The 2,545-nt window shown below is 48.2% G+C and carries 4 protein-coding genes; 3 read left to right on the top strand and 1 reads right to left on the bottom strand.

Going from position 1 to position 2,545, the window contains the following annotated elements; translation table 11 throughout:
- The first annotated feature begins 295 nt into the window (after positions 1 to 295).
- The 3 genes from DWX75_RS11925 to DWX75_RS11915 all read left to right on the top strand — a co-directional run bounded on the left by DWX75_RS11925 (position 296) and on the right by DWX75_RS11915 (position 1,985).
- Positions 296 to 760 carry a YbaK/EbsC family protein gene (locus DWX75_RS11925; RefSeq protein ID WP_118016525.1) on the top strand — a complete coding sequence of 155 codons (465 nt, stop codon included), beginning with the start codon at positions 296 to 298 and terminating at the stop codon, positions 758 to 760.
- Positions 761 to 892: 132 nt separating this feature from the next.
- Complete coding sequence (locus tag DWX75_RS11920) at positions 893 to 1,270, top strand: addiction module toxin RelE (RefSeq protein ID WP_118016524.1); 378 nt, start codon at positions 893 to 895, stop codon at positions 1,268 to 1,270.
- A 130-nt stretch (positions 1,271 to 1,400) separates the two neighbouring features.
- Positions 1,401 to 1,985 (top strand): hypothetical protein, encoded by a 585-nt coding sequence (locus DWX75_RS11915; protein ID WP_118016523.1) that lies wholly within the window; start codon positions 1,401 to 1,403, stop codon positions 1,983 to 1,985.
- 359 nt (positions 1,986 to 2,344) lie between these two features.
- Here the strand turns inward: DWX75_RS11915 and DWX75_RS12260 are convergent.
- The coding region (locus DWX75_RS12260; protein ID WP_233519608.1) for a hypothetical protein at positions 2,345 to 2,545 on the bottom strand (201 nt) is incomplete at its 5' end.

The raw sequence follows: 2,545 nt of genomic DNA, 5'->3' as shown, positions 1-2,545 counted from the left end.
TTTATTGATCGTATAGTATTTCAATGGTATCACCTCAATACTATTTTATCAATAAATTGGCTTTTAAACAAGAGTATTTATATTATTTTACAACTTAACTTTTACTGTCAGCGGCCCCTTCTATCTATGGTCTGACAAGCCCTTGTCATTGGGTGATTTTTGCTATCATTGTATCGGCAGGCCGATACTTTTGTCAAATGAAAGAGAGACTCCTCACAAGATTCCATGGACTTTTGTTGTACAATGGTGTAATATGATTACAAAATTATGCAGAAGAAAGCAGGTCGGGTATTGTATGTCAATCGAGAAAGTAAAAGCATTTTTGCAGGAAAAGGGATTGCTGGACCGGGTGATTGAGTTTGAGGATTCGACGGCTACCGTGGAGCTTGCGGCGGCTGCTCTCGGTGTGGAGCCCGGCTGCATTGCCAAGTCGATGTCGTTCCTGGTCGATGGCGCACCTCTGCTCGTGCTGCTGGCCGGCGACGTCCGTGTGGACAACCATAAGTTCAAGGCAGCCTTCCATAAGAAAGGCCGCATGATTCCGTTTGACGAGGTGGAGGCGTACATCGGTCATGTCCCGGGCGGTGTCTGCCCGTTTGCCGTCAAACCGGGTGTGCCCGTTTATCTCGATGTGTCACTGCAGCGTTTCCCTGTCGTCTATCCGGCTGCCGGCAATGCGCACAGCGCAGTGCGCGTAACGCCGGCGGAGCTCGCGCCGCTCGTCACTGCCGCTGGCTGGGTGGATGTGGCCAAAGATTGAGCCTTGTCAAATCCCGGACATGTGATATAATGTTGATAACTGATAAGAAAGACACGCAATGGAGCGTCATCGCCCCTGCGTGTCTTTTTTGTTTATCCGTTTTCTTCATGATATTTGAGAGGGGTATGCCTTATGATCAGCTTTCCACTTTTTTCAGAACTGGAAGCCAAACGTGACACCATCAACCGGAAGTTCCATCGCGAGACGGAGCCGCAGGTCATCGAACGCCTGCAGCAGTTCGGGTTCAAGCCGCAGGGGGATGAGCACCACATGATGCTTTCTGAGAAAAGCACGGGCAACCATTACCTGCTGACGCTCAGTGCCTATGCGATTACGGTGGAATTTGAGCACATCAAGAACGGAGAGAAGATCACCATCTGCGAAATCAGCAATTTTGGCCTCAGCGCACACAATGTCATGGACATCCTGATCCGTTCCGTTGACTGCTGGCTGCAGTATGGCGTCATTTTCGACTATCGCAAGGCTCAGCACTTCGGCCTGGAAGGCTGAATGCCTGTCTGCGGTGTGAGGCTTGAACTGGATTTTGCTGTGACCGGGCAGGATATCGCGCTTCCTGACGCGAATACTATATCGTTTAACCGATGCGTATTCGATACTTTGAAAGGAAGCGATGGTAACGATGAGAAAACGATGGGGACTCGTCCTGCTGAGCGTGCTGGCAATCATGCTCTTTGCCGCGGGCTGCGGCCAGGTGAAACTGACGAGCCAGGAAGTCAAGGGCAGTGTGACGAGCCTGCAGATGGATCTGCCGTTCACACTGGAACAGCAGCCGCAAGAACAGGCGGCGCAGAACCCCTATGTCCAGTCAATCACGAGCAATATGATCACGCAGGCCAAGGGCATGGATTTCCATATGACACAGTTCACGACGTATGTGCTCAATCAGGAAGCTCTGCAGAAGGCCGGAGCGGAACAGCAGGCAAATCTGCAGCAGAAACTGCTGGAATCGTATCTGCTGTCTTTTGAGAAGCATGTCAAGGCGACGGAACAGTCGCGCGAGAGCAAGTCCGTGAACATTGGGGAGCATGAGGCCACGGTTACAACCCTGTATTGCAAGATGAAGGGGGAGGACGAGGTCATAAAGGTAGTCTTCCTGCCCCTGCCGCAGGAAGACTGGTTCATCTCATTTGCATACCCGAAAGAGCATGAGAAGGATCAGGGAAAACTCGCTGACCAGATTATCGCCAGTATCCAGGTGAAATGATGACAGATTCTTTATGGTTGGCGAAAAATGCAAAGAAAATCGAAAAAATCATCTTTTTTTCAGATGATGTAAGGATTTTTTCAGAAAAGCTTGCTACACTATGAGTGTCGAAAGGAAAACATATCCCCAAGGTTTTCCTGAGACAGCGAAGTGAATCCCACTTCCTCCATTTCTCTCAAAAGATAAACGATTCTTTCCCAAAGAAAAAGCGGACTGTCACTATCCCACTGACAGCCCGCTTTTTCTTTGTCGAACTCCTGCTGATAATTGGCATATCTGCCGTGAAAAAAAGAAATTGGTATTTTCCTCCAAATGGGTGTTGACAAGTCAGCGTGAAGCGTGTATCATAATACAAGTCGTCACGAGAGAGAAACGGGCGGGCAAATGATAAAGCCTTGAATGGCAAGCATTTGAAACCCTATTGTTTCGAGTTCAGACAAAAAAGAAATTTTAAAAATATCTTGACAGTCAGAACGATGTGCGATATAATATAAATTGTCGTAAGGAACCAAGTTCCGAAAAGACAAAGTTGTTCTTTGAAAACTAAACAATGCAACATG

The organism is Mitsuokella sp. AF21-1AC (assembly GCF_003458855.1).
Classification (GTDB): domain Bacteria; phylum Bacillota; class Negativicutes; order Selenomonadales; family Selenomonadaceae; genus Mitsuokella.
The sequence above is the reverse complement of the archived record's forward strand: the minus strand, read 5'-3'. Positions and strand labels throughout refer to the sequence as shown.

Excerpts from the sequence above, each read along its gene's own strand:
- DWX75_RS11925 (WP_118016525.1), top strand. The coding sequence starts at position 296 with ATGTCAATCGAGAAAGTAAAAGCATTTTTGCAGGAAAAGGGATTGCTG.
- DWX75_RS11920 (WP_118016524.1), top strand. The coding sequence starts at position 893 with ATGATCAGCTTTCCACTTTTTTCAGAACTGGAAGCCAAACGTGACACC.
- DWX75_RS11915 (WP_118016523.1), top strand. The coding sequence starts at position 1,401 with ATGAGAAAACGATGGGGACTCGTCCTGCTGAGCGTGCTGGCAATCATG.